This is a genomic window from Bradyrhizobium sp. CCBAU 11434 (assembly GCF_028128895.1).
GTDB lineage: Bacteria > Pseudomonadota > Alphaproteobacteria > Rhizobiales > Xanthobacteraceae > Bradyrhizobium > Bradyrhizobium zhengyangense.
In genome coordinates this window covers 1-26,643 of record NZ_LBJX01000066.1, presented here as the reverse complement: position 1 = coordinate 26,643, position 26,643 = coordinate 1, and the positions used below count along the sequence as shown (strand labels likewise).

Genomic DNA, 26,643 nt, shown 5'->3' with positions numbered 1-26,643 from the left:
CAGCAAATTTCGTGCCCGGAATAAAGAGCGGTTCTTCTGGCCAACCAGATCTGCGGCTCCCCGTAGGAGACCGATGCGATTGCTGCCCACCAACCGGATTTGCCAGTCGTGCTAAATCCTGCGTCGCTGCAAGACTGGTTGATCCTGCTATATGAGCGGGTCGGCCGTCGCTGGATAGAATAGTAATACTCTCCTGCCGCTACAGCCGGGGGCACGGCGTCTTTCCGGTGCGGCGCCCCCTACACTTGATTGTAGGCCCTCGACCTTGCGCGAGAATGTTCGGTTTCTAACAATCCATTGATCACACGTAGCAGCTGGGAGGGCCGCGGTGACGCGTACGGTCCAACAGGATTGCGTGAGCCGCTGCTAGGCGCCGAAGCGACAAACTGGACTGCTAATCCTAAGCAATCGTCGCAGGGAGTCGAAGTGCATGCTCAACGTGCCCGACATGGGCGCGGATGCTGGCAATCGGCCAAAGTAGGTTGTTGCGCGTATGCGCCCCTCGTGAACAATCCGCGAGGGAGCGGCTCGAAGCTGTTGTGTGCACCGACTTGCTCGTCGGCTTCGGCAAGGTGGGAGGATGAGTTAGAGAGTCACTTTTGTGCACCGAGCTTCAGGCTGATTTGGCCCTGCAAAGCAGATAGCAGGCTGGATAACCGAGAGCCGACTTGGATCCCCCAATGGTGCGTAATTCCCACTTGTTATCGGCCGTTCCGCTCGAACGACAACATGGTAGCGTTCACCCCATTGGCGTTGGCCGGTTGACAATGATGACGTAAGCAGGACTGACTCATCGAGCTGGATCGGTCTACGATTTAGCTTTTGATAGTGGGATCGTTCTCCTTGAGCTCGCCCACTCCATTAGTGGCCTCAATGCTCCAATATCACACTGCCGCCTCATTCCACAGTCACCGATTTTGCTAGATTACGCGGCTGGTCCACGTCCGCGCCCCTTACGAGCGCGGTATGGTAAGCCAAGAGCTGAACCGGAATGGCATAGACCATCGGTGTAAAGCTTGCGACCATCTCCGGCAGCACAATGGTCATGAGTGTGTCCACCGTCGCTTCCAAAGCACCCTTCGAATCGGTCATCAGGATGATCTTGCCGCCCCGAGCCGCAACTTCTTGCATATTCGAGACGGTCTTCTCGAAGACCTCGTCATAAGGCGCGATCACCACCACAGGCACTGCCTCATCTATCAGTGCGATCGGTCCGTGCTTGAGCTCGCCGGCGGCATAACCTTCTGAGTGGATATAGGCAATTTCCTTCAGCTTGAGTGCGCCCTCCAGCGCCAGGGGGGCCGATGTGCCACGACCTAGATAGAGCACGTCCCTTGTGTCGGCGATATAACGCGCGAGCTTCTCGATCTGCGGCTCAATCAACAGTGCCGTAGCAATCAACCGCGGCACTTCGATAAGCGCACGCACAAGCTTCGTTTCCTCGATCTCAGACAGTTTATTGCGCTCTTTGCCTGCTGCGACGGCAAGCGCGGCCAATACCATCAGCTGGCAGATGAATGCCTTGGTGGAGGCGACGCCGATTTCTGGCCCCGCCAGCGTCGGCAGAACGGATTCGCTCTCCCGCGCAATCGTCGACGTCGGGACATTGACCACAGATATCGTGTGCACGCCCTGGTCCTTGGCGTATCGCAACGCAGCTAACGTGTCAGCGGTTTCGCCCGACTGCGAGATGACGATCGCGAGATCGCCCCGGCGCAACGGCGCCTCCCTGTAGCGGAACTCGGACGCTACATCGATCTCGACAGGCAAGCGCGCCAGCCGCTCGAACCAGTATTTGGCGATGTGCCCGGCATAGCTTGCAGTGCCGCACGCCGTAATTGAGATGCGCTGAATGGATTTAAAGTCGAACGGCAATGTGAGCGGCAGGGCGACGCGCTCGGCCGCCGTGTCGAGATAATGCGCCAACGTCTTGCCGGCCACTGTCGGCTGTTCATGAATTTCCTTGGCCATGAAGTGGCGATAATTCGCTTTGTCCACAAGGAGTGACGATACGCCAGACTTTGATGTTTCCCGCTCGACGACAGATCCGTCTACGCTATAGATCACGCACATCGTGCGCGTAAGCACGGCCCAGTCGCCGTCTTCAAGATAGGTGATGGTGTCGGTCAAAGGCGAGAGCGCGATCGCATCCGATCCTAGATACATTTCGCCGTTACCATGCCCGATCGCAAGGGGCGACCCCCTACGCGCGCAGATCAAAAGATCGTCGTGGGCCTTGAACAGGAACGCCAGCGCGAAGGCACCGCGCAGCCGCGGCAGCGACGCTTGTACCGCATCCTGCGGCGAGTAACTCTTCTTGAGATAAGATTCGACGAGATGCGCCACCACCTCTGTGTCTGTCTCTGAGTTAAAATGGGCTCCATTCCGCTCCAGTTCGGCTCGCAGCTCGCGGAAATTCTCAATGATCCCGTTATGAACGACCGCGACATTTTCCGTCGCATGCGGGTGAGCATTGCTCTCGGTCGGCTTTCCATGGGTCGCCCAGCGGGTATGACCGATTCCCGTGTGACCCGACGGCGGATAATAGCGCAGCCGCTCCTCAAGGTTTCTCAGCTTACCTTCAGCGCGGCGGCGCTCGATATTGAGACCTTCGAGGGTCGCGAGGCCTGCGGAGTCGTAGCCCCGATATTCCAATCTCTTGAGCGAGGCCACCAACTGCCCAACGACCGGACCACGCCCCAAAATACCAACAATTCCACACATATCGATCAATGCAGCCCAAGTTTAAGGAGTCAGGAACCCGTCATGAGATTTGCTTACCCGATGGCAACCGGTGTCAAGTTCGGTTTTCGCGACCGCCTGTACCGCCGCCGCATTCACAAGCGTGAGTTAGATCTCTTTCAGCCATCATCGCTTCGCGCGGCTACATTCCGCTTATAACTGCCGATGAGTACAAACGGCGCAGCAGCTTTAGCTCGAATCGTTCCGCGTTACTGGAGACGTTTTTCCAGCGCGGGTTTACGAGACTTATCATACTTGAACCGAGGCAACTCACGCTCGGCCAAGGTTAAAGGATTGGCGCCGAAGCTCCATTGTACGAAAGTAAGCTCTCGATATCGAAACGTTCGTCGATCTATACCAACGTTTGCTACTCTTTCTCACTTTGTCGCGCGTCGCCCCTCACTGCCTGCTGCGAGTTGGACATTAGCAATGGCACAGATCTTGGTTGATGAGTCGACCCAAGATTGCGTGTTCTGTTCGGAAGTTAATAGCGCTTTGTAGGCTACGGCTCTATGAGCAAGCTTTGGCTGTGTTCTGACTTGCGTGCCGCCATTCCGACAAATGCATTGACGAATGCGACGTCGCTCTCCCACGCCATGACGAGACCGCACGAAATGCACACTTGCTCCTGAGGACAGATAAGGAGCACAGACCGTCGCTTTATCTCATTACAAATATCGCCCAGGGGCAAACGCGCCGCGAGCACGCGTAAGGGCGTTTTGCCATCCATCTCGCCTGCTTAGGAAGCATCGCGTCGCTAGGGTTACTGGGCTTCATTTTTGAAGCTCAATGTGTTGGCATCCTTCAGTTCAGATATAAATGAATGTATATAGTGTGCATTCCTGCATGATGTGTATGACTGGAGCTAACGATCGCTTTCTTTTAATTGCGGGTGGAGCGCGTGTCCGCATCTAGATTTTTCGAGAAACGGCTTCGAAATGGCGTTTCTTTGCGGCGCTACTAAGGGAAACCATGGCGGCTCAGGAGTCAAAACGGCGCGTTGCGCTGATTACGGGAGTCACCGGGCAGGACGGCGCATATCTGGCCGAGTATTTGCTCGGTCTCGGCTATACCGTGCATGGGATCAAGCGCCGCTCGTCCTCGTTCAACACCGCGCGCGTCGATCACCTCTACCAGGACCCGCATGTCGACAACGTGCCGTTCCTGATGCACTACGGCGACATGACGGATTCGACCAGTCTGATCCGCCTGATGCAGCAGATCCGCCCCACAGAGATCTACAATCTCGCCGCCCAGAGCCACGTCGCCGTCAGCTTCGAGAGCCCGGAATATACCGCCAATGCCGACGCCATCGGCGTGCTGCGCCTCCTGGAGGCGATCCGCATCCTCGGCATGGAGAAGCAGACGCGGTTCTACCAGGCCTCGACCTCCGAGCTCTACGGCCTCGTGCAGGAGATCCCGCAGAAGGAGACCACGCCGTTCTATCCGCGCTCGCCTTATGGCGTCGCCAAGCTCTACGGCTACTGGATCACTGTGAACTACCGCGAAGCCTATGGCATGTTCGCCAGCAACGGCATCCTGTTCAACCACGAGAGCCCCATCCGCGGCGAGACCTTCGTCACCCGCAAGATCACCCGCGCCGTCGCCCGCATCGAAGTCGGCCTCGAGGACACGCTCTATCTCGGCAATCTCGAAGCCAAGCGCGACTGGGGGCATGCGAAGGACTACGTCGAAGGCATGCACATGATCCTCCAGGCCGACAAGCCTGACGATTTCGTGCTCGCCACCGGCGAGACGCGCTCGGTGCGCGAAATGGTCGAGCTGGCCTTTGCGCAGGTCGGCCGCCGCATCGCGTGGCGCGGGCAGGGCGTCGACGAGACCGGCGTCGATGAGACGACCGGCAAGACCGTGGTGAAGATCGATCCCACCTATTTCCGTCCGACCGAGGTCGATCTCCTGGTCGGTGACGCCAGCAAGGCGCGCCAGGTGCTCGGCTGGAAGCCGAAACGGACGTTTGCGCAGCTCGTCGAGGAGATGATGGCAAGCGATCTGGCGGAGGCAAAACGGGACGCCGGCCGTGGCAAGCACAGCGTTTGAGCTGAAAGATAAAAGCGTCTACGTCGCCGGCCATCGCGGCATGGTCGGAGCCGCGCTGGTGCGCCGGCTCGAACGGGAGGACGTCAAGCTCGTCACGGTGGATCGCCGCGAGGTCGATCTCTGCAACCAGGCCGCGGTATTCGACTGGTTCGCGCGCGTGCGGCCGCAGGTGATCTTCCTTGCCGCCGCAAAGGTCGGCGGCATCGTCGCCAACAACACGCTGCGCGCCGAATTCATCTACGACAACATCGCGATCGCGGCCAATGTGATCCATGCCGCGCACCAGAACGGTGCCGAGAAGCTGATGTTTCTGGGCTCGTCCTGCATCTACCCGAAGCTGGCGGCGCAGCCGCTGCGCGAGGATTCCGTGCTGACCGGCCCGCTCGAGCCGACCAACGAGCCCTATGCGATAGCCAAGATTGCGGGCATCAAGATGGTGGAGGCCTATCGCAGCCAGTATGGCAGCGACTTCATCAGCGTGATGCCCACCAATCTCTACGGCCCCGGCGACAATTATCATCCCGAGTACAGCCACGTGATTGCCGCCCTGATCCGCCGCTTCCACGAGGCAAAGCTCGCGGGCTCGAAGAGCGTTGTGGTCTGGGGCACCGGCACGCCGCGCCGCGAATTTCTCTACGTTGACGATCTCGCCGACGCTTGCATCCATCTGATGAAGACTTATTCCTCGCCTGAATTGGTCAATATCGGTACTGGCGAGGACATCAGCATCGCCGAGTTAGCACTCATGGTTGCGGCCGCCATCGGTTTTCGCGGTGAGATCAGATTCGACACGTCGCGCCCTGACGGCACACCGCGCAAGCTGCTCGACGTCGGGCGGCTGTCCGGGCTCGGCTGGCGCGCCACGACCTCGCTTGAGGACGGAATTCAGCTAGCGTACCGGGCGTATCGCGCCGAGAGCGATGAACGGTACCAAAGTGACCTGCCTGTTCCGGGATAACGGGCCCAATCCTAGGCATCAATCCGCGGTGAATGTCCAGCCTAGCGGACTTGCCGCTCACGTCCTCCAACTTTGCTTCGCAGTTGACAAGCGTTCAGTGTCACCGGGCTCGGTCGGACGCCGAGAACCCAAGTGACGCGGTGTATCCTAGCTACGACGCAGCCAACCACTTGCGGGAAAGGGAGAATGGCCATGATCGAGACCTGCTACCAAGAAGTCGAGAGCTCATCGTCTCTAAGCCGCTAAGTGCCGACCGTGGACGGTCATTAGCCGGAAGCGTACTGGTGTCCCTTTCCTCTCGACCAGCGCCTTAGCGATGGTCTGTCATCATCCTCGCTGACAGCGTAACGATGGACATGAGCGCGCCCAACATCCCAAACGCCACGCGCAAGCCAAACATGTGTGCGACGAGCCCAATGCCGGCGGGTCCAACGAGTATACCCGCGTAGCCGGCTGTCGTGATGACCGCGATCGCAACGGCTGGCGGCATCATTTTCTGTTTGCCGGCGCGTCGACAAAGTACAGGTACAACATTAGAAATGCCCAATCCAACGAGCAGGAACCCCGCCATGGCAATTAACGCAACGGGCGCGGCCACCACAGCCAAGAATCCTGTTACGATCGGCAGAGTCCCGAGTATCAATATGGCACGGTCACCGATCCGCGCCACCACGGCATCTCCGCCGAGACGCCCTGCGGCCATTGAGATTGAGAAGAGCATACAACCAATGCCCCCACGCGCTTCCGCGAGAAGATCTCGTTCAACGAGAAGCAAAGCGCTCCAATCGAGCATTGAACCTTCGACAAGGAAAGTGATAGCCGCGAGCACAGCTATTAGCAACAAACTGCGATCGGGCAAAACAAACGATGGCCCCTGCTCCCCCGCCCCCGCAGCGAGCAACCCCGGCTAGGCCGATACAATCGCGATCGTCATCAACGCCGAACAGACCAACGTCGAGAAAAGCGGGCCAAGCTGCAGCGACAGGAGCGAGGTCACGGCGGCAGAGCCGGTGAATTCCCCAATGCTGTACTGGGCGTGGAAGCCAGACATCAATGGACGGCCCGTGACGCGCTCCTTTCAATCGCGTGAATGTTCATGGCTACATCGATCGAGCCCAGTGAAACGCCGAAAGCAAACAGCGTAGCACCGAGCCTGACAGGTGTGTTGGCAATTCCAAGGCACGGCAATAAGATCGCGAGTCCAAGTCCACCCCCGAGGATAAGTGGCTTGCTCCCGTACCGCGCATTCAATACGCCGGTCAAAAGCATCGCGATAACGGATCCCGTTCCGAGACAGAGCAACAGAAAACCAAGCATGCGGTCACCGACCGCGAGCCGCTCCTTGGCGAGTGGCACCAAAGGCGCCCAGGCCGCGAGGCCGAATCCGGCCACAAAAAATGCGAGCCGGATCCCAAGCAGGCCGGCAGACCAATTAGCAGGCAGTATCACGGGCGCTCCTAAGAGAACGGGCTCGCGAGCGCGACGCCCCTCATCCTGCGTGCGTCGCCTGCAGGCGGCGCGATCGACAATGATGGCCTCAAGCTGGCATTATTTATCCCTGCAAATGCAATGCCGTCACAAAAATTAGTGGACTACCTCACTAGGCAAGCGGACGGTGCTCGTCGAGCCCGTGGATAGGGTGTTTCGGTTAATTCCTTCCCGGTTAAGCTGGCCATAAGAGGGTGACAGTTTTTGCTGATCTGCGACAACCGGAGGCGCAACGCTCACCGTAGCTTTGTCGCAAAGCCTACAAACCTCGCAAAGCCAACGGAGCATGAAGATCTCGATTCGTAATGGAACGTGAAGCGATCGCAGGCTCCTTCGCGCACCACACTGAGCGAACCTGGATTGATTTTATCGTCATTGCCTGGCCATGTGGGCATCAGCAGCGCCGGTGAGGTCGAGATCGGCAGCGATCTTCGCGCGGCCGGAGCTCGCATCGGCACGATGATCGGACGCAATCGCGACATAGACCGCCGGCAGCACGAAGAGCGTGAACAGCGTGCCCACAGACATGCCCGCGACGAGCACGAGCCCGATTGAGAAGCGACTCGCGGCGCCAGCTCCCGTTGCGGTCATCAGGGGTATGAAGCCCGTGACCATCGCCGCAGTGGTCATCAAGATCGGACGCAGTCGGACGCGCGCCGCCATCTCTATAGCCGAGCGACGGTTAAGTCTCTCCTTGAGCTGCAGCTCATTGGCGAACTCAACCATCAGGATGCCGTGCTTGGAAATTAACCCGACCAGTGTCAACAGTCCGATCTGGGTGTAGATGTTCATCGTCGCCCAGCCAAAGAACGGCGGGATCAAGGCGCCGACGATTGCCATCGGCACGCTGATCAGGATGATGAGGGGATCGCGCAGACTTTCGAACTGCGCCGCAAGCACCAAGAATATGATTATGAGTGCAAATGCAAAGGCAATGGCCAGTTGGTTACCCTCGTGCACATATTGGCGCGCGTCGGCAAGGAAGTCGTGACTAAAGCCTGCGGGCAGTTTCGTCGCCTCCGCTTCCAGGAAGTCCACAGCCTGACCGATCGTGACGCCGGGCATCGGCACAGCCTGAAAGGTCGCGCAGTTGAGCTGATTGTAGTGGGTGAGCGCGTTCGGATCAGTTGCAGTCTCGATGGAGACTACCGTCGACAGCGGAAGCATCGAGCCTCCCGCAGTCTTCACATAATAGCTCCCGATTGCTTGCGGCGCCAGGCGTTCTTCGCGGGGCACCTGCGGGATCACCTCGTAGGAGCGGCCCTGCAAATTGAAGCGGTTGACGTAGTTTCCGCCGAGTAAGGTGGCGAGCGCGTTTCCGATGGTCTGCATGGTGATGCCAAGCTCGTTGGCCTTGGATCGATCAACCTTGATTCGTACCACCGGCCGGTTGAACTCGAGGTCGGAGTCGCTCACCATGAACAGACCGCTCTTCCGCGCGGCTTCCTTCAGCTTCGACATCTGCTCGTAGACGGATTGGAAGTCAAACGTCGAATTGATCACCATCTGCACTGGTAGGCCATCCGAACCGCCCGGAAGTGGCGGCAAGCTAAAGGCAAACGCGTTGATGCCTTCAATTTTGGACAGCTCGGCCTGGACGAGCGACTTGAGCAAGATCGATGAGCGCTTGCGCTCGTCCCATGCCTTGAGCAACATGCCGGCCATGCCGCTCTGCTGGCCGCCAACACCATTGAGTACAAAGCTCAAATCGGTCTCTGGAAATTTTTGGAGCGCGTGTTCGAGCTTGGTGCCGTAATAATCGAGGTAGTCGATATTGGCGTATCTCGGCGCCTTGGTTAAAGCGAATACGATACCTTGATCCTCCTCGGGTGCGAGTTCCTTGGAAGTATTCACATAAAGAAAGCCGACGAGGCCCAGCATGGTCAGCGCAAACAGGCCGGTAATCGGACGATAGTCGAGCGAGCGGTCGAGCTTTCGGCCGTACCATCGTGTCATGGTGCTGAACCCGCGGTTCACAAATGTTGCAAACCGCCCCCCCTCTGCGCGCCTCAGGAAGACCGAGCACATCATCGGCGATAGGGTCAAAGCAATCACGCCCGACACGATCACCGCTCCTGCCAGCGTAAACGCAAACTCGCGGAACAGCGCGCCAGTGAGGCCGCCGATAAACCCGATTGGAGCATATACCGCAGCCAAGGTAATCGTCATGGAGACAACGGGGCCGACGATCTCGTGCGCGCCCCTTATAGCAGCCTCTAGAGGCGGCGCACCTTCTTCCAAATGGCGATGAATGTTCTCCACCACAACGATCGCGTCATCGACCACGAGACCGATTGCGAGAACCATCGCAAGGAACGTCAGGAGATTGAATGAAAACCCCAGCGCCAGCATCATGCTGCAGACACCAACAAGCGAGAGCGGAATAGTGACCACAGGAATGATGACCGACCGCAGCGACGCCAGGAAAAGGAAGATTACCGCCACCACGATCACGACGGCTTGGATGAGCGTCTTCTCCACCTCATCGAGCGACGATTGAATGAATTTGGTGGAGTCGTAGGCCACGCTCATCTTCAGTGACGGCGGCAGGTTACGCTCCATTTCTGGAAACAGCGCCCGAACGCCTCGCGCTATGTTTAGCGGATTGCCTTGCGGGCTTGCTCGGACGCCGATAAAGACCGCGTGTTCGCCGTTCATAGCGACGCTAGTGTCAGTGGTCTGCGCGGCAAGCTCGACTATCGCAATGTCCGCTATGCGCACAAAGCCACCGTCATTGGATTTGACGATCATGCGCTTGAAGTCATCGACACTCCGCAGATCCGTGTTTGCCGTAACATCGGAGATAGTGAAATAGCCCTTGGTCTGGCCGGCCGCGGCCTGGAAGTTGTTAGCGGCGAGTGCAGCCGACACCTCGGCCGGCGACACGCCGTGCCCTGCCATTTTCGCGGTATCGAGCCATAGCCGCATTGCAAAGCTCTGGCCGCCCAGGATGTCTGCCGCTGCGACGCCGTCGACCGTTGACATAGCGGGCTGCACAACGCGCGAGAGGTAGTCGGAGATCGCGCTGGCCGACAGTTCCTCGCTGGAGAAGGCGATATACATGACAGCGGTGGCCTGACCGGTCGACTTAGTGACGACCGGATCGTTCGATTCCTTCGGAATTAAGTATTTAACTGAGTTTACCTTGGAGAGCACCTCGGTGAGCGCTTCATTGGGATCAAAATTGAGCTTGATGTAGACTTGGATCGTGGAGGTACCGAGCACCGATGAGGAAATAACGTAGTCGACGCCCTCGGCGGAAGCGACTGCCTGCTCCAGGGGAGTGGTGATGAACCCCTGGATCGTGTCGGCCGAGGCCCCAGGATAGGAAGTCGTGATATTGACGACCGTATTAGATAGCTTGGGATATTGCCGGATCGGCAGTACGGTGGCCGCGCGAACGCCGATCAGTAAGATCAGGCAACTAACGACGACAGACAATACCGGACGTTTGATGAAAAGCTCGGTAAATGCCATCTCGACTCGCATTTCAAGAGGGGGATGCAAATTCGCCGGCAACGCGCACCAGCGATGATCATCAATGCGGCGACTGTACTAGAGACCCGAGTACAAGCGACGCGTTATTGGCTACTCTAAGAGCTCACGCGCTGGCGAGCGCTGACGCCCTGTCCTCCGCTTCCAATTTCGTCGCTCAATAAAGTGCTATTCCGCTGATCCGGTGGCTGATCGAGATCTCGATAGTGGCACCTTCTAGGAAGCTCCTGCCCTTTTTGCGTGCAACAAGATGTTCGTCTCAACACCTGATTGGAACGCGCCGACTTCTGGCAAGGCATCAGTTCAAACTTCGCACTGAACCGCAGATCGAATGATCTAGGTTCGACATCGAAAGTACAAACGATCTAACCGGCGCTCAACTCTACAAAGGTAAGTGGGTGATATAGCATCGGCTGCAAAGCACTAAACCAAGGTTTGTCGAATTGGCCGCTGATCGCCGCCAACAAGACTTACAGGGTTGCCGGACACAACGTTCACGGCCCCACACATTCCGTGCGCACGTACTGTCGCTTGGCTGACGCGCCGAACAAATTCGTATCGGCGCTCGCCCTCTGCTACCAGCTCGATCCGCCTCTCGTAACAGTGGCTTGAGTGTTTCTTGCTCGATACACTGCGCGCGGTTTGGCCACTCATTACGCTACCGGGTTGGCAACGCCAGTATTACGTTGTCGATCAGCCGCGTTGAGCCAACATAGGCGACCGCACAAAGCGCCGCGGGGCGCAGCAGTGGCCTCGGTTGCGATCTGTTGCACCTGTGTGACGCGGTCGTCGAACGCTCCGACTTCCGGGCACGTGGCAGCCAGGGTTTGGCTTGACGATGCAAAATGTCTTATGGAGCGATCACGGTCCATCCACGCCTTCTTCGCGGAACGCTTGGCCATTTGGTGAAACTGCAGCGCGCCGCAGTCTTCGTCACGCCACCTTACGATTTACGCTTGGCACTATGGCCCTGCGGCCATTCCGCGTCAGAGGCGCATTCATGGGTATCCATCCGATCCTCACGGGGTACGCTTCAGCTTCCTCGTCAGGGATGGACAACCGACCGAAAACTCACATCTAAGTGGTCTCACAGGCATCCTATTCGAAGCGGCTGCCCCTTGCGGCCCTCTAGAAGCGCGCGTATGCGCGCAGCGATCTGCCGTGCTTCCTTCGGCCGCAGGTTGGGCGTCATGCAATCGAGTATGGCTAGCATCGCCTGAACTTCGTCGATGTTAAATATTGCGGCGTCGCGATCTGATGGTCCCAGCGACTGATCGGCGGCACGGGCTTGATTGGCTGCAAGCACCGCAAGGGCTTGCGACCGCAAGGACATGATATGCCGCTCGAATATATGCATTTGTTGGCCTGAGCTGCCCTGTGGGCATAGTGCCGCGAGCGCTGGTGGCCAACCCGGTCACGAAGACTGGAGCTGGCCACCTTTGCTCCCGGGAGGCTCAAATCCTCAAGGCTATCAACTTGTATCTTCTAGAAGTACCGAAGGGCACCTACCAAAATCGGTCGGTCCCGTCCTCACCGGCGGCTCTCTAAGCTAGGTCTTCGCCTTGGATAAATTGGAGACACCACCACGCCCAGACACGTGCGCTGTGCATAAACAAGAATGAACGGCCAAACGCGCATGAGAGACGCGAGAACGTAGACGGAGTAAATCCAGACGGAGCGCGATAGAAGCAGTCTCGTTGGAAAGATTATCCGAGACCTCGAAAGCCACGACAGGGAGTACCGGCAACGCAGTCGGCGTCGTCGTCGCTACACATGGCGGACACAATTGCACCAAGATAACCGCGGCCGCTGCTTCGCAGGCAACCTCCTTCCCTTCCAGAGGGTTGGTGATGATCGATCGGAAGCAGTGCGGCGCGGCTCGGCGCCGTTTGGTAGCACTGGAGCAGACGTTGCCCCTTGCCCGCCCCCATTGCTAATTGAACTTAGCACTCGGCGCTCGTCCCACACGGGGCAGCGCTGTCCCTGCAACCCCGCTAACAGGCTCCAAGCTCAGCTAGCGGTGGCAAAATGCTAATCGGGAGCTTAGCGCTCGTAAAACGAGTAATATCGCCAGAACGAGACCTAGCCCGTGAGTCGGAAGCAGTGCGAACACGGCTCGGCGCCTGACGGCCTGGGGGCATCATGAAGCACGATCTCTGCCGCATCCGCGGTGCAATGAGCTTAACGGAAGCGTAACTCGGCACATGGTGGTCCTTCAGCTCATGCGCTGTCCCCGCCACGCCCCCGTTAAACCCAACGATTGTTTATCAGGGCTGGCTTACCGAAAGCTGACAGACCTGCGCAGCAATTTACATAACGAAAAGCAGCCCATGTGGCCGCTTGCCGCCGAGAGCAATATCGACGTTTACCCCTCGGATAGTAGCCACTCGGCATGTTTGCGATCAGCGGCAGCCGCTCCGGGGCGACGCGCCGGATAGCGCGCAGCCAATCCACTGCACGTTTATGACTGAGTGACCTCACGCCCCCCGGCTCGTGCCAGCTTTTTGACCGCGCAGGACTGGCCATTCGGATCGCGCATCAGTTGCTTTCGAACCCGAATACGCCACGCCGCTTACCGGGGCCCGCTCCACGCTGGGTTCTCGTACCGAAGATGATTGTGTCCGTTTCGTCAAAATGCGCTACCACGCCTTCATGAGGCCCATTAGCCTGTAAGCGTCTAAACTAGACTGAATTGGCGAGTTCGACAGAAAGTAGCGCGGATGCGACTCGGCGCCTATATCAAGGAGCTTTCCCCATCACGTGCCGCTGGCTCAGTAGTTAGCTCCGGGGATCACAAGGTAAGGCACCCGGCTTTCCTGCGAGGCCCGTCGCCTCAGAGTACGTTGGGACTTTAGCGATAGAGCGTCCTCGGGTGACCTACCAGCATTGGTGGTCATGCACAGCAATCGAGAAACTGCTGGTCAAACTTGAAGATATGCGCGTTTACCCCGCTAATCCTGGGCAGGTTGAACTTCCCCGCTGCTCCGGTGGGTGCCCAGATGGATAGCTGATTACGTGCCTCCTCAGCATAGATTGCCCGCGGTGCTTCTCACCTCAGTTAAGCAAGTGATGGGTTCTGGGATCTGACGCTGAGGTCGATCGTATATCGGTCGTTCGATGCGCACCACGGCTGCCGTGAGCAATACCACTACGTTGTAAACCGTCGAGAACAGCGCGACACTGGAGCCGTTTTCGCGGTGGCGGACGTATTGAAGACGCATCAGAGCTCATCGGCACGATGAGACCCCAACCCTCAATGCAAACTGGAATAGGAACCGTCGTATCAAAGTCCCTTTGACAACGAGTTTGATAAAGTCGCCGCCTTTGGCCGTCACAGAGAGGCATGTAAAGCAAAGGGGGACATCAATTGATCAGACCTTCGGGCCTCATCCTGCGGCTCGCCATTCCCGCCTCTCGTCGGTGCATCTTACGCTCATGGGACAAAGGGTCGTGGGCCAGCGAAAGGCATCGATTTCGTCAAAGATCGGTACCTATGGTGGGCTTTGCTGGTTCGAACGCCTGTTTCATCGAGGAAGTTATCTGGTGGCGAAGGACCACGAGGTAACTACGCCAAACTCAGAGGTTGTCTCTCGACGCCGGTGACGATTACCTCGAGCGCGCGCGTCTTACCGTCTGCCGTCGGTCCCTAGACCAAGGTGCCGCTCGTAAGCTGTGACTGCGGCGAACAATATAGTTCCCGACGCGCTTGGCTCATCAGTTACGGCGAGATTGTCAGGTAAGACAAGAACTTCGGGTGCCACGCACGCGGCGACGCGGGAGATATCGAGAATCTTCCAAAAGAAGCGGCTCCAAAGACTAAATTTCCTCCCGGTACCCGTTTTCACGCAATATCCAGGCTCATAGGCCTGGCCCTAGTAGTCCGCCGATCATTGCCCGAACCGCGAAGACCATTTCCGCTCGCCTGGATAGACCTGCTAGAGACATTTGAGCCATCGGGTCCAATCAGAGCGAACTGGTGGCGAAATCGATAGCTGGAACAGAGTCCCGTGACGGAGCCCGGAGTTTGCACCCTGGTATTCGCTAGATTGAGACGCTATGCCCCTCCGAGCAGTATCAATTCGGCGCAAGCAAAGCCGTTCGCTGCTCTCTTTTTCATCGATTAAGCACCCGATTGCACGACGAGCTCATAGCGGCCGTTGCACTTAGTTATCACCCGAGCAGGATGCTCGAGATGATCAGTCCCCACCACCTCTTGTCGACTGGCGCCAGCGCAGGTGCGTGCACCTCGTTGAGCCTCGCGATGACGTAGAGGCTCGATCGTGCGGGAAGCTGATCGCAAATTTGTCTTGCAGACGAATCCAGACAAGGCGATCTTACGTCTCGCGCGAGTACTTGCTCGTGTGGCCGCGAGGGAAGATCATGAAAGAGAGCTCGCCAATCGAAGAGACGACAAGGAAAAGAGCGACGATCTATGCTCGATTCTCAACCGATCTGCAGGACGAGCGGTCGATTGAGGATCAGCTTTCACTTTGTCAAAGCTATGCCGAACGCGAAGGTTTAACTGTTGTCAGTACCCATGAAGATCGGGCTCGTTCAGGGGGGTCCGTCATGGGCCGCGAAGGCCTTCTGCGGATGTTGGACCAGGCGCGAGAGAGATCCTTCGACGTCGTAATCGTCGAAGCGCTCGATCGCCTCTCTCGCGACATGGAAGATCTCGCTGGCATTCATAAGCGGCTGTCATTTCTCGGGATCGAGATCCGGGCGGTCCACGAGGGAGTCGTTAATACCGTGCTGGTCGGCCTTCGCGGTTTGGTCGGACAACTCTATCGTGAGGACAATGCGCACAAAGTGCGTCGCGGCCAAGCGGGGCGGGTCAAGCAAGGTTTGGCTGGCGGCGGCCTGACATACGGGTATGCCGCGGTCACCGGAAGAAGCGGCGAACGCGTGGTTGTCGAGACCGAGGCACAAGTGATCCGGCGCATATTTCAGGAATACGTAGACGGTCGTACGCCTCGGGAAATCGCGCATGATCTCAATAAGGAGAGGGTATCACCTCCGCGGGGGCGCGCCTGGAATGCCTCAACAATCAATGGCAATCATGAGAGGGGCGCCGGCATTCTGCTGAACGAACTTTATATGGGACGCCTTATCTGGAACAAAGTCAGGATGGTGAAAGATCCCGACTCGGGAAAGCGCCTGTCACGACCGAATCCGAGGAGTGACTGGCAGGTGGCTGAAGTGCCCCATCTTGCAATTGTCAGTCCAGAGTTGTTCACAGCTGCCCAGCAACGCAAAGGGGAGCGCAGCCACGGCCACCCCAGCCATCAACGACGGCCCCGTCGGATGCTATCTGGCTTACTCCGTTGTGGTTCATGCGGCTCGGGTATGGCAACGAATGGACGGGACAAATCGGGGCGCGTTCGGATTCGCTGCTCGGCGGCGACGGAGAGCGGCATGTGTCCAGACGCCAAGACTTTTTATTTGGACACTGTCGAGAGCGCGGTCCTCAACGGTCTACAGGCCGAATTGCGCGCGCCGAAGGTTATCTCAGAATACGTACGCACGTATCTTGAGGAACGGAAGCGCCTCGCGGCCACCTCACATGCAAAACGGCAGCGCCTTGAGCAGCAGCTTGGGCAAATAAACCGGGAAATCGAACGACTGGTGGATGCGATCGCGAAAGGACATGGCGATCCATCCGTTCTCGGACCGCGATCGACTGCCTTAGATGCCGAACGAAAGCGGATATCTGAGGAGTTGCAGAGTGAACCACCCGCCCTGAAGGAAGTCGCGCTGCATCCGGCCATCCTCAAACGATATGAGGAGCAACTCGGTCGGCTTGAAGACGCACTGGGTAAAGGCGTCAGTGCGGGCGACGGAGAGGCCGCGGAAGCCATCAGAGACCTAGTCGAGACGGTCACCGTGTTCCGCGATCCAGGCCGCCCAGGTGGTGTAGCCGTGGAGATAGCAGGCCGGCTAAACGCCCTGCTTGGGGAAAAGGCCTATCCAAACCAAGTCAAAGGAGTGTGGGGAAAGGTGGTAGCGGGAGAGGGACTCGAACCCCCGACCCCAGGATTATGATATCTCACCTCTTGTAGTCGGGCGCGTTCGTACAGCAGTTTCGAAGCAAAAAGTCGGAAAAAACAGCGCCAAACTGCTCCTAGCCACCTTTCCACCGACGGGATTCTTGGACTTCGACGGTACCGTTGTGGTACGTACCACTGAAACCTTCGGATTAAGGGAATCAAGATGGCGTCGAGACGTGTGAGCATGACCGCTGAGATCGTCGAGGAGGCGATCGAGCTCGCCGTCAAGGGCACGAAGGAGATCGTCGACTTCTGCGACACCTTGCAGCCGTATTGGGTCCTTCGGGTGCGCGGACACGCGGCCTCCTGGCTGGTCAAGACCCGAGCGCGGACGGTCAAGATCGGGTCCGCCATCCCGCCCGCCAAGGCGGCCAAGATCCCGCAATCCCGCCGGCGCGGCGCGGCCGGCGGCGACCGATTTCTTGGATTGCGGGATGCTCAGAAGCTCGCCCGTACGGAATGGGCGAAGCTCGACGGACGTCCGCAGAACAATGAAGCCGAGAAGCCGCCGGGCTGGACCTGGGGCAAACTCGTCACCGAGTATCGCACCGAGCTCGGGAAAATGCGGGAGGACGCTTCGGGCAAGCCGATCTTTCCCTCGGCGGACAGTCAGAACGACGCCCGCCTGATCTTTCAGCGGCCGGAGGTGACGGAGCACGAGGACAAGCTACTCACCGAACTGAACGAGGAATGGCTCGAGGGAATCCAGGCGAAGCTCCATGCAAGGAAGACCGGCGGCTTCACCGCCTACCGCAAGTTTCGCACCTACGCCCAGGCCGCGCTGACCTGGGCCGCCACCTACAAGCGCCGGGAGAGCGGCCTGACGGGACGCCGCTGGTGGCTGGCCGCCGAGAAGCGGCAGCGCACGGAAAAGGAAGTGAGGGAAAAGAGGCAAAGGCAGATCGCCCTGCAGAAGAAGAAGGAGAACTTCAAGGTCGAACATCTCGGTCAACTCCTGGCCGAACACGAGCGTTTCTGCGCCTCCCGTGTCGGGAACGCGCGAGTGTCGCCTTCCGTCCGCTGGGGCCTGTGGTGGGACGCGTTGACCGGGCACCGCCGCGGCTCCGGCACATGGATCGCACTGGACGACGTGCAATACCAGGATCCGAACGGCGAAGCGGGCTGGGGACTCGCCACTTGGCAGGCCGAAGTCATGAAGGCGCAGAACGACTTCACGCTGCCCGTGTCGCCATTGGGCCTACATATCATCGACTGCTGCATGCGCGACTGGAGAAAGGCGGCCAAAGAACGCAAGAAAAATAGAATCGAACGTCCGAGCAAGTGGGTCTTCACCTCCCGAGTGATGAGCAACGGCGACGTCCCCGTCTCGGGATCCGCACTCGCAAATCACCTGCGCAGTATGAGAGGCCTGCGCCAAGGCAACCATCGCAACGTGCTGCGCGGGATTCCGCCCTTCTCCATGCACATCATTCGTTCCACGCTCGGCGACTTCGTACTCGATCATACCAACCTTCCCCCGGGCACCGCCTCGCTAATCATCGGCCACGAGATCGCGGGCGATCGGAGGGACGAGCTCGACCGCGTCGGCCGGACCGGAAAGCGCTGGTATTTCCAGGCGCAGCGCATCCCGGAGAAGACCGCTGCGATGAAGGCATGGAGCGAGGCGCTCCTGAAAGCGTATTTCGCGGCCGGAGGTATCTATCCGGATTGAGGTCGCACGTCCTGTCTGAGTGCCGATCCGGGCGAGCTTGAGCAACCCCGAGCTAAGGGAATCGTCGCTCCACGAAATTCAGGCTTGGCGGAGAGAGTGGGACTCTCTTCCCCTTGCGCCGATTGCTCAAAAACCCGCGGAAAACAAGGATTCTCAAAAAGCCCGGTCGGATTTTGTGACCACCGCCGTGTACCACCGATTCGGTCCGGCGGATCGCGGAGCGGTTCGACATGCGCTGGCGCGCGCAAAAATGAACAAGATCGCTTGATAGCGACGTCCGCTTTGATGCGCACTACGGGCTCGCCTCCGACGCAGTGCCAAGTCCGAAAAGAGCTACAACCGAACTCATGCACTTGTCGAGGCGTGATCTTGAACCATTGACCCAGGAGATTACTTCCATGCGACAGTCGCTTCCCAGCAAGGCTCACAGAAAAACCGACCCGGCGTGCAGCTAGACCTCTTTCTTAAAAAAACGGCCCCAGCTCGCTACTATATTGGGGGGCATGGAGCTGGGGCCATCGGGGTCGCCCTTGGGGGAAGGGCACGAGGAAAACTTGGCAATTGTCATAACGTTCCTGCCCTGCACAGCGAATTGGCCAATCCACCGCCGCCGTCCCAGCTTAGCGTCATTCGCTTGTCCGTTGCGCCGTCGGAACAAAAATCGTTCTGTGCACTTTGTAACACAAGGGGGTCGTGAGCGGGGGAAGATGTGGCAACGGAACTTCCGATCATTCTGCTGATCGAGGACGATGATGCGATCCAAGCTATCGTTGAAGACGCCCTCACAGAGGGAGGCTTCCAAATCGCGGCCGTTGAAGACGGGCGAGGAAGCCGTCACGCTCCTGAAGGGTGGTCCCATGCCCTACCGAGCTCTCGTGACTGATGTCAATTTGCTCGGGCGTCTGGACGGTTGGGAAGTCGCAAGGGCCGCCCGTGAAGTCGACCCGCATTTTCCTGTGGTTTACATGACGGGCGGCGCCGCCGATAAGTGGCCCGTACTTGGCGTACCAAACAGCATTCTGCTTCAAAAGCCCTTTGCGCCAGCGCAAGTGGTATCGGCTGTTTCACAGCTCCTGAACGAGGGCTCGCAGCAGACGGGTCCCGCCTGAGGAACCGCAATCCGTGCCTGCTTCGATCCTGCTCGTAGAAGACGAGGCGCTCATCCGAATGATGTTGGTCGAGATGATTGAAGAGGCAGGCCATTCCGTCGTTGCGGAAGCAGGCGATGTCAAGAAAGGCGCCGCCCTTGCGACGAACGCCGAATTTGATCTAGCGATTTTAGATATAAACGTCGGCGGGGACACCATCGAACCAATCGCCTCGGCAATTGCTATTCGAGGCAAGCCCTTCTTCTTCGTTAGCGGGTACGGGTCGTCGGGCGTGCCTCACGCATTTAGAGGCACTCAAGTGGTGAGAAAGCCGTGCTTGCTGTCAGAGTTGCAGTCCGCCATCGAGACAACACTGTCGCAATTGCGGAGCAACAACCTCGGACCGATCTAGCCGGTAAGCTCTCGCTCATCGTGAGTCGTTGTGATGATGGTCTGTTTGGGTCATTCGCGTCGGGTTGGCGCTCGGTTGCAAATTCCGGTTTGCCTTGTGAACCGACAGATAGCAGCACCACGTCAACTGAAGCGATGGGCCAGAAGCAGGGCTTGGCTGACCCGATATTTTGTCTAATCGCTACTTCAACCGTCGCGTTTCAGAGTGAGCAATTTTGCTCAATCTGCTGATCAGGCGAGGTGTATCTTTAACGAGCGCTCCCCTTCGGGCGATCTAGATGGCCCATCCGATGGGATGCTACGTTGACCCGCCTTGGAGGGTATGTGCAAAAGACTAATTTCCGAGAACAATTCACCAATGTCGCTGACGCCTGCGCGCTGGCGCAGGGCATTGTCGATACGGTCCGGGAACCTGTCATCGTGCTCGACAAGGCTCTGCGCGTGATTGCCGCGAGCCGTTCCTTTTACTCGGCATTCGAGGTGAGCCCCGAGGAGACGCAGGGGCAACTCCTCTACGCATTAGGTGACGGACAATGGGACATTCCCAAACTTCGCGTGCTGCTCGAGCAAATCATCCCTGAACATGGCGTGATGGAAGATTATGAAGTCGAGCACGAATTTCCGCACTTGGGCACGCGCACCATGTGCTTGAATGCCCGCCAGGTGTTTTACAAAGAAGGCGCCGAACCGACCGTTCTGCTCGGAATTGAAGATGTCACTGAGCGGCGCAAGCTCGAGGACGAGAAGGACGATCTGCTCAGACAAAAGGATGTCTTGCTGGAGGAAATTCAGCACCGGATTGCCAATAGCCTGCAAATCATTGCGGGCATTATCCTGATGAAGGCAAACACGGTCAGTTCTGAGGATACGCGCCCGCTGCTGCAGGACATTCACGATCGGGTCATATCGATAGCAGCCGTACAACAGCAACTCCATGTCGCGGGAACAATAGGGCCTGTTGAAATGGTGGCCTATCTCACTAGGCTGAGTGACGCCCTCGCTGCCTCAATGATCGGGGATGCTCGGCCGGTTATCGTGAAAGTAGTTGGCGACAGAGGCACTGCGAATGCCCGTCAGGCCGAAAGCATCGGTTTGATCACAACCGAACTCGTCATGAATGCCTTGAAACATGCCTTTCCCAAAGTCGATACAGAGGGGCAGATCATCATTAAGTATGAAGTCAATGGCACAGATTGGGAGCTTTCGGTCGCCGACAATGGGGTTGGCAGACAGGATGGCGTTTTTGCGCAAGCTAAAACTGGGCTTGGCAGCGGCATCGTGAAGGCGCTTGCGCAAAGTCTTAACGCCCAGGTCGAAACTCTGTCGGGAGCTGGGGGGACGACAGTATCCATCACTCACACCACGTTCTTAAAAGCCGGTAGTCGTGCAGCGTAGTTAGCGGCCTCAGTGAGGATTATTGGTCTCCGAATTTAGAAAATGCGAGACGACGGGCGCAAATTGCTTGGCGCCCCGAGAGGTCTGCTCGGGTCATTCGGGTCGATCCGGCCGCGATCTCGGCACGTCCGGTCTGGCCTCAACTGATGACCAGCCGAGCACGACCTTCGCATGAGGGCTCAGGTGCTCCAGATCTGGTCCGGATAACAGCAGTGAAGACCGGAGCTGCCGAGCTGAGCGACGAGCGCTGACTGACTTCGTTCGGCCACGGCTTGGCAAACTCTTCAGGTTTCAATCATGCTTATTCGAGTCCCAACGTCTTCCAATAGCCATCCTCGGCCTTCGCTCTGAACCGCCCCGGGATTGCCGGAGGCTGTTTGGTTTAAGTTATGCGGCCATGGCCGGAGTTTCCAGCATGGCGTAGTAGCGTTGCTCGGCTTCGGCCGGCGGAATGTTGCCGATCGGCTCGAGAAGCCGCCGGTTGTTGAACCAGTCCACCCATTCGAGTGTGGCGAACTCGACGGCTTCGAAGCTGCGCCATGGCCCGCGCCGATGGATCACCTCGGCCTTGTAGAGACCGTTGATGGTTTCGGCGAGCGCGTTGTCGTAGGAATCTCCGACACTGCCGACGGAAGGTTCGATACCAGCTTCAGCCAGGCGCTCAGTGTACTTGATGGATACGTATTGGCTGCCGCGGTCGCTATGGTGCACGAGCCCGCCGCGATGAACCGGTCGCCGATCGTGCAGCGCCTGCTCCAGCGCATCGAGCGCGAAGCCCGCATGCGCCGTGCGCGAGGCCCGCCAGCCCACGATCCTGCGGGCATAGGCGTCGATGACGAAGGCGACGTAGACGAAGCCGGTCCAGGTCGCGACATAGGTGAAGTCGGAGAGCCAGAGGACGTTCGGCTTTGGCGCCTTGAGCTGGCGGTTGACGTGATCCTGCGGACATGGCGCCGCCTTGTCGCTGATCGTGGTCTTGACGGATTTGCCGCGGATCACCCCTTGCAAACCCATGTCCCGCATCAATCGCGACACTGTGCAAGGGGCAACGTCAAAGCCTTCGCGCTTGAGCTGTCGCCAAACCTTGCGCACGCCGTAGACCCGGAAGTTCTCCTCAAATACACGCCGGATATCGATCTTCAGCGCGGCATCCTGCCTGGCGCGCGCCGACAGCTTGGCCGGATCGCGCCGCTTGGCCACATGGGCGTGGTAGGTCGAGGGGGCGATCGGCAAGACCCTGCAAATCGGCTCGACCCCATGCGCCCCACGATGATCGTCGATGAAGGCGATCATGGCTTGGACCGGCGGTCGAGCTCCGCCGTCGCAAAATAAGCGCTTGCCTTGCGCAGGATCTCATTGGCCTGCCGAAGCTCGCGGTTCTCCCGCTCCAGCGCCTTCAGCTTCTCGGCCATGTCGGTCGGAACGCCGGCTCGTTGCCCGCTATCGATCTCGGCCTTCTTGACCCAGTCATGCAGCGTCTGCGGCGTGCAGCCGATCTTGGCCGCAATCGAGGTCACCGCCGCCCAGCGCGACGGGTGATCGCCGGCGTGATCCAGAACCATCCGAACCGCGCGGGCTCGGACCTCGGGTGAAAACTTGTTCGTCGTCTTGCTCATAAGGGCTCCACCTTCTCAAGAGTTGGAGCCTCCGGCAATCCCGGGGCGGTTCACTCTTCAGATCTCCAAAGTGCCGAGGCCGAGTTGCCATACCTGCCGGTCAGAAGGCTGCCATGGTTCGACTGGCAAATGGTGGTTCTTCTTCATGCTGCCGAGGGACAGATCGGATCACCGGCCGAACGCTTACGTCGAGAGGCGATCGCTCCCCAGACCTTGACCACCACCCGCACGAGCGATGGCAGGGTGGCCGTTCGGATCGATCATGGGTTGGATACGCAGCAGGTCATAACGATGGATCCTGAGGTCGCTTCCGGTCTCGGTAGCAGTTTGGTTGCGGCCCGGGGCAGAAGGCACACCTCGTTCGTCGGCAAAGCATTGGGCCGGATATTTGCGAGTTGACGGTCAGGTTTAATCCGACTATTGGCGGATTTGGATTACGGGGCGGCGAGGCCTCCTCCGGCACGGCCGCCGTCCTGGCCAGATCCCGACAGATGCGCTCCATGCGCGCGACTTCGTCGATCTCGTGCTGATGTTGCCTCATCCCGATCAGTCCCGGTCGATCGGCCACCGGTCGGTTCCTGTGTGACAGCAATCACCACGCTGATAAGCCGAACCGCTTACTCCTTCGGGCAAGGGAATGGTGCCTTGCAAACGACAGGAGATGAAACATGAAGACGCAGGAAGTCGCTTTGCTTTCCGTTGAGGATCTCGACGCGGTTGTCGGCGGGATGATGAATGACGGCCGGGGCCAGCTGGACCCCAAAGCCCCCAGTGCTTATGTGCTGTATGGCGGCCCCGGTATGGGCAAGGGGCAGACATTGGGCGAACTTATTCTCACAACCGTTGCTATCGGTTTCGTATTCGGGCTGTGACCACGCGGCGCCGAAAGAGACTAGAGGCCGCCAAATCGTGGCGGCCTCCCTTCAATAGCTCACCGAGTTCGAGGGGCGGTGCGATCGGCTTTTTTTCACATCCCCGACGGGCGTTAGCTGGCGTGCACTTCGAGCCACCACTAATCGACAATTTGACTCTTGCCTACGCCTCGTTTCGATGGCGGCATGCCCGGTCCTCGACGCCACACGCCTACGCACGCCGACGGTCGGCCCCTCAAGATCACCTTCGGCGAGATGCGCGAGATCGGCTTGCGCGGCGTGCTCGTCTATTGCCACTGCGGCCATCACGTCGCCTTGGACGCCGATCGGTGGCATGACAGTATGCGGCTGTCAGATCTCGAGCCGCGCTTTGTCTGCCAGGCTTGCGGATATCGCGGCGCTGACGTTCGGCCAGACTTCGAGCGCTGCAACCCGCAGATGGCGGTGATGGGGTATCGAAGCACAACATGACCAAAGGCTGGGGGCGGCCTTTCGAGGATCCAATTGAGATCGACGGGCGCGACGACGCTGCGCGAAGCTGGCGAATACATCGCCGCGCTGCCGAAGAAGGAACACGATGCACCAGAGTGGCGGGCCGCAATGGAGGCTCTGCTCCTGGTGGTCGAGCGCGGCGGGCCAACAATGATGGCCCGTATCGGCGTCCTGCGGGCTCTGAACCGGCACTACGTTCCCGAGTTGAACCCCAAGGGCAAAGAGCCACACTGGGGCCGGTGCAAGCTGAAGAGGGATCAATGACCGTCTTCGTCTATGTGAACACCGCCAAGCAGGTTGGCGACGTCGATCACATCAAGGTCTTCGCCACGGTCGAGGCCGCAGAGATCTGGTTCGAGGAGAATGACCCCGAGGGCGTAGCGTTCGAATACGACGTGATTGGCTCGCCAGCCTGAACCGGCGGCACCCGCAAATTTCCCAAGGGGGTGGCTGGTAGGAACATTGGCGGCGGTACGGGTCTTGAATCGCGCTGGCCCGCCGCCGGGCTGGCGGAGCGGCCCCGGCCTACCCCAAAAGCCCCCCTGAAGCCGGGGCCGCCACTCTAGCGACCCGATACAGAATGCCCCCCACTCCAGGGGCTGGCGGGGACTGGAGCCATCTTGGAGGGGAGCACGGCGGATCGCCTTGCTGCGCGTCCCAGGCAGGCCGATCACCTGATCGTTCTCGCCCTGGAAGTTGGACGCGGATCGCGGACAGTATGAAGCGCAACGGATGAGGGCGGGCTGGGGCGACCTTACTCTTTATCTTCGGTCCAAGTGCGTTCGCCGCTGGCATTCGAATATACGGACGGTGAGGCCGTGCCGAGGGTCCATCATGCGGTGCACGAGCTCAGGCTGAGCCCCGCATTTGCATCGCCGCTCTTCGCGAGTTTTGGGGCCAGAAAATTTGTCGCTGCTGAAATAATTCATCGTATTCACCCTGCCAGAGGTGAATCCATAAGTGCCAAAGTGGACATTCGTTCCTGGAACTAGCCAAGTTCGGAAATGCGACCCTTAATTGAGCTTCTGACAGAGCTTTTTGGCCAGATTCCTTAGGTCGTCCACGTACTCTTGGACGACCTCCCGCGCCTCTTCTGTGCGCCTTTGACTAGGAGCACAGCTTGGCTTCTCACGCAGTTCTTTGTTGCTCATATCGGCAATCTACGCCGGGGCGCGCAGGCCGGGCGACCTCAGCCACTCACTGATGTGTGAGCCGGTTTCGGCCTGCCGGGCTCTTCTTTCGACCGTTTCGCGTAAGTGTCCATGCGGAAGCAGCGCGGCCTGTTCACGCAGGCGCTTCGCCTCTGTAGCAAGGCGCTCTTCAAGAGAAGTGGTTTGCTGGTTGCGGCGGCGCATTGCGCTGCTCCTTTCCAGAGGATCGGAGGCGGGTTCGCGTGTAGCGATCTCATCCCCGATAGATGCCAATGGCTGCGCGGAGACCAGGCAAGTCTGCCATGTCGGATACCGGACATATGGTCAATTCTGACCACCTTGGAAAAGTTAACGGAGATGAAGAAGGAACCTGGCCGCTTAGCAGGCGCATGCAAATGGCCCCGATCCGGGGGCTGACAGGACCGGGGCCATCTTGGAGGGAGAGCACAGTGCGATGGCTGCAACGCTGTGCCCCGAATAGGAACCCACCACACTCGGATTAGTACCGCTGTTCAATATTGCTCAGGATCCAGAAGGGACCCACCAGTCGGCGATCCAACGGGCGGCGCGAAGCGCGGCTCGATCTACGAGCACCGCATCAACTTTGCCGCCGACGCCGACCTTCAAAAGCTCCTCGGCCTAGAGGCTCTCACCTTCCACGCCAATGTCTTTCGCATCGACGGCGGGGGATTATCGCGCGGCTCGCTCCTCAACCATCTCGACGTCAGCGGAATCGAGGCATTGCCGTCGACCCGCCTTTACGAAATGTGGTTCGAGAAGAAGTGGAATGGCGACAAGATCGCGCTGCGGGCCGGGCAGCTTGCGGCCGACTCGGAATTTGCGACCTCCAAATATACCGACGTGTTCACCAACGCCTCGCTTGGCTGGCCGGCGATTTTCGTGCTGAACATGCCAATCGGAGGGCCCTCGCCGCCCCTCGCAGCACTCGGCGTCAGGTTTCGTGCCGAGGTCACGGATCATCTGACCCTGCTCGGCGCCGTATTCGACGGAAATTCGGCAGGCCCGGGCAGCGACGATCCACAGCTTCGCAATCGTTACGGCCTGAACTTCCGGATCAACGTAAGCGCTGAGCCGTCACCCTATTGATGGGGGCTTGACGCCTTGCGGAAGCGCCACGGCATGAGGTCGCCGATTCTG

14 protein-coding genes, 3 pseudogenes and 1 other annotated feature are annotated in these 26,643 nt (G+C 58.8%); of the genes and pseudogenes, 12 read left to right on the top strand and 5 right to left on the bottom strand.

From position 1 onward, the window contains the following. Positions 1 to 897 precede the first annotated feature (897 nt). The gene (gene glmS / locus XI06_RS14200) at positions 898 to 2,724 is read right to left on the bottom strand and encodes a glutamine--fructose-6-phosphate transaminase (isomerizing) (protein ID WP_271605630.1); all 1,827 of its coding nucleotides are present in this window, start codon (positions 2,722 to 2,724) and stop codon (positions 898 to 900) included. 990 nt (positions 2,725 to 3,714) lie between these two features. Here glmS and gmd point away from each other — a divergent pair. Further along, positions 3,715 to 4,800 carry a GDP-mannose 4,6-dehydratase gene (gene gmd / locus XI06_RS14195; RefSeq protein ID WP_271605626.1) on the top strand — a complete coding sequence of 362 codons (1,086 nt, stop codon included), beginning with the start codon at positions 3,715 to 3,717 and terminating at the stop codon, positions 4,798 to 4,800. Continuing rightward, complete coding sequence (fcl, locus tag XI06_RS14190) at positions 4,781 to 5,758, top strand: GDP-L-fucose synthase (RefSeq protein WP_271605625.1); 978 nt, start codon at positions 4,781 to 4,783, stop codon at positions 5,756 to 5,758. The genes gmd and fcl overlap by 20 nt, the downstream gene beginning before the upstream one ends. Positions 5,759 to 6,068: 310 nt before the next feature. On the opposite strand, the pseudogene XI06_RS14185 reads toward fcl, so the two are convergent. Together XI06_RS14185 and XI06_RS14180 are read right to left on the bottom strand one after the other, a co-directional pair. Further along, positions 6,069 to 7,204, bottom strand: a pseudogene (locus tag XI06_RS14185) (MFS transporter). Positions 7,205 to 7,618: 414 nt separating this feature from the next. Next, complete coding sequence (locus XI06_RS14180; protein ID WP_271605624.1) at positions 7,619 to 10,723, bottom strand: efflux RND transporter permease subunit; 3,105 nt, start codon at positions 10,721 to 10,723, stop codon at positions 7,619 to 7,621. Between the two features lie 4,398 nt (positions 10,724 to 15,121). Here XI06_RS14180 and XI06_RS14175 point away from each other — a divergent pair. From XI06_RS14175 to XI06_RS14155, 5 genes and pseudogenes are all read left to right on the top strand, one after another. Next, positions 15,122 to 16,783 carry a recombinase family protein gene (locus XI06_RS14175; protein WP_271605623.1) on the top strand — a complete coding sequence of 554 codons (1,662 nt, stop codon included), beginning with the start codon at positions 15,122 to 15,124 and terminating at the stop codon, positions 16,781 to 16,783. A 189-nt stretch (positions 16,784 to 16,972) separates the two neighbouring features. Next, complete coding sequence (locus XI06_RS14170) at positions 16,973 to 18,460, top strand: hypothetical protein (RefSeq protein WP_271605622.1); 1,488 nt, start codon at positions 16,973 to 16,975, stop codon at positions 18,458 to 18,460. A gap of 709 nt (positions 18,461 to 19,169) precedes the next feature. Next, a pseudogene (locus XI06_RS14165) lies at positions 19,170 to 19,569 on the top strand (response regulator). A 13-nt stretch (positions 19,570 to 19,582) separates the two neighbouring features. Beyond that, positions 19,583 to 19,960 carry a response regulator gene (locus tag XI06_RS14160; RefSeq protein ID WP_271605621.1) on the top strand — a complete coding sequence of 126 codons (378 nt, stop codon included), beginning with the start codon at positions 19,583 to 19,585 and terminating at the stop codon, positions 19,958 to 19,960. 302 nt (positions 19,961 to 20,262) lie between these two features. After that, positions 20,263 to 21,354 carry a sensor histidine kinase gene (locus XI06_RS14155; RefSeq protein WP_271605620.1) on the top strand — a complete coding sequence of 364 codons (1,092 nt, stop codon included), beginning with the start codon at positions 20,263 to 20,265 and terminating at the stop codon, positions 21,352 to 21,354. Between the two features lie 387 nt (positions 21,355 to 21,741). Here XI06_RS14155 and XI06_RS14150 read toward each other — a convergent pair. Next, positions 21,742 to 22,970 (bottom strand): IS3 family transposase gene (locus XI06_RS14150; protein ID WP_271605619.1). Its coding sequence is split into 2 segments (ribosomal slippage): positions 21,742 to 22,682 and positions 22,682 to 22,970, totalling 1,230 coding nucleotides; the frame shifts between segments, so codons are not numbered across the junction. Continuing rightward, positions 22,573 to 22,689 (bottom strand) — a sequence feature (AL1L pseudoknot). It overlaps the preceding gene by 117 nt. 668 nt (positions 22,971 to 23,638) lie before the next feature. On the opposite strand from XI06_RS14150, the gene XI06_RS14145 reads away from it, so the two are divergent. From XI06_RS14145 to XI06_RS14130, 4 genes and pseudogenes are all read left to right on the top strand, one after another. Beyond that, on the top strand, positions 23,639 to 23,842 hold the full coding sequence (locus tag XI06_RS14145; RefSeq protein ID WP_271605618.1) for a hypothetical protein: 204 nt from the start codon (positions 23,639 to 23,641) through the stop codon (positions 23,840 to 23,842). 186 nt (positions 23,843 to 24,028) lie between these two features. Further along, complete coding sequence (locus tag XI06_RS14140) at positions 24,029 to 24,313, top strand: hypothetical protein (RefSeq protein WP_271605617.1); 285 nt, start codon at positions 24,029 to 24,031, stop codon at positions 24,311 to 24,313. Next, positions 24,310 to 24,598 (top strand): annotated as a pseudogene (locus tag XI06_RS14135) (hypothetical protein). Before XI06_RS14140 ends, XI06_RS14135 begins: the two are co-directional and overlap by 4 nt. Further along, positions 24,595 to 24,750 (top strand): hypothetical protein, encoded by a 156-nt coding sequence (locus tag XI06_RS14130; protein WP_271605616.1) that lies wholly within the window; start codon positions 24,595 to 24,597, stop codon positions 24,748 to 24,750. The pseudogene XI06_RS14135 and the gene XI06_RS14130 overlap by 4 nt, the downstream one beginning before the upstream one ends. A 744-nt stretch (positions 24,751 to 25,494) precedes the next feature. Here the strand turns inward: XI06_RS14130 and XI06_RS14125 are convergent. Continuing rightward, a complete protein-coding gene (locus XI06_RS14125) occupies positions 25,495 to 25,689 on the bottom strand; it encodes a hypothetical protein (RefSeq protein WP_271605615.1) in 195 nt (64 codons plus the stop codon). A 264-nt stretch (positions 25,690 to 25,953) separates the two neighbouring features. Between XI06_RS14125 and XI06_RS14120 the strand changes: the two genes are divergently transcribed. Beyond that, a complete protein-coding gene (locus XI06_RS14120) occupies positions 25,954 to 26,592 on the top strand; it encodes a carbohydrate porin (protein WP_271605614.1) in 639 nt (212 codons plus the stop codon). The last annotated feature ends 51 nt before the right edge of the window (positions 26,593 to 26,643 follow it).